Origin of the sequence: Peribacillus sp. NPDC058002, from assembly GCF_042886655.1 — a bacterium.
Classification (GTDB): domain Bacteria; phylum Bacillota; class Bacilli; order Bacillales; family DSM-1321; genus Peribacillus; species Peribacillus aracenensis.
In genome coordinates this window covers 1-1,648 of sequence record NZ_JBHVQU010000468.1, presented here as the reverse complement: position 1 = coordinate 1,648, position 1,648 = coordinate 1, and the positions used below count along the sequence as shown (strand labels likewise).

1 protein-coding gene is annotated in these 1,648 nt (G+C 40.0%); it reads right to left on the bottom strand.

Annotated elements, in window-relative coordinates; translation table 11 throughout:
* A partial coding sequence (locus tag ACFVSH_RS26365; protein WP_387708765.1) for an AMP-binding protein occupies window positions 1-1,317 on the bottom strand: 1,317 nt, incomplete at its 3' end.
* Window positions 1,318-1,648 lie beyond the last annotated feature (331 nt).

The following is a 1,648-nucleotide window of genomic DNA, read 5'->3' as shown; positions in this document are numbered from 1 at the left end:
CCCTTCCACCTCTGTTGAAGAAATATTTTCTCCCCCGGAAATGATTAAATCCTTAGCCCTGTCCTGTATTTCAATATATCCATCAGGATAGGTCACTGCCAGATCTCCTGTATGAAACCAGCCATCCCTAATTGCTTCGGCCGTTTTTTCCGGATCCTTATAATATCCTTCCATTACAACATTGCCACGGGTAATGATTTCCCCCAGTTCCTTTCCATCCCAAACGACTTCTTTCCCATCTTGATTGACTACCATCGTTTCCCCATTGAAAACCAATTCAATCCCTTGTCTTGCCTTTATTATTGCTTGTTCGTCCGCCGATTTAGCTTCAAACTCATCCTTCCACTCGTTATATAGGATGAAAGGGGAAGTTTCTGTTAACCCATATACGTGAATCATATTCAAACCAAGGATTTCTTGTGCCTTTTGTATAAGCGCTGCTGCTGGAGGTGCACCTGCTGTTGCCATCCTTGGGCGAACTTTGATATTTGTTTCTTTTGCTTTAGGTTCATTCACTAGCATATTGACGACAGTCGGTGCCCCACATAATAATGTAATATTATGATGGGCGAATAATTTGAGGATAAGAGGGGGATCGACTTTCCTTAAACATACATGAGTCCCGCCTGTAGCCGTTACCGACCATACACCTCCCCAGCCATTAGCGTGAAACATTGGCAGGGTATGTAAGTATACATCGTCATGATTCACTCCAAGGTGATAAATGAAATTAGCGGCGTTCATGTAATTCCCGCGATGGGTTAACATTACCCCTTTTGGTTTTGAAGTCGTTCCACTCGTATAATTTATAGTCAAAAGTTGATTTTCATCGATTATAACCTCTGGCAGTGCTTCATCAATTGCATGCAAAATGAAATTCTCATAGTCTATTCCAGGTAAAGTGGTTTCATGTCCGTCAACAGGCACGATAATGATTTTTTCCAATGAAAGTCTAGTAATGATCTTTTCGATCGGAGCGGTGAATTCCTCATCGACTATCAACATTTTTGAATCGCTATGCTTGATGATATATTCCAAATCCTCTGCAGCCAGTCTATAATTCAACGGAACCATTACCGCTCCCATTTGACAAATGCCATAAAAACATTCCAACATATAATGCGTATTTGGCAACATTACTGCAATATGGTCGCCTTTTTCAATTCCCGAAGAATACAGTGCTTTGGAAAGTTGATCTGTCCGCTGCCCGAATTCCTTGTATGTAAACTCTTTCTCTTCATCGATGACTGCCACTTTATGGGGATAATATTTTACGGCCCTGCGCTTCCAATCCATTGGGGTTAATGGCGAAAACATTTTACCATCTCCTTCTTTTGGGATACTCTGCTTCTAGTACACTACCTCTGCCTGGTTCATCATGATGAGTCATTGAGAAAAAGTTTCTTAACTTTTTTGATACAGATTCATTTTCCAAAAGCCATAACTTCTTTAATGGATTTCTTACATCATGAATCATTGAATAAACCTAACCGTTATACTCAGGGGAATGACTATTTTTTTGATTATTCCGACAATTAATCCCCTAAAAGCAATGGTATTCACTGCTTTAGTAAATATTAGGTCTTTCTTCTTGGCTGTTTTCGCATACTTTGTTGCTATTTACCAAGTAGTGAGGTGTGGTTGATTT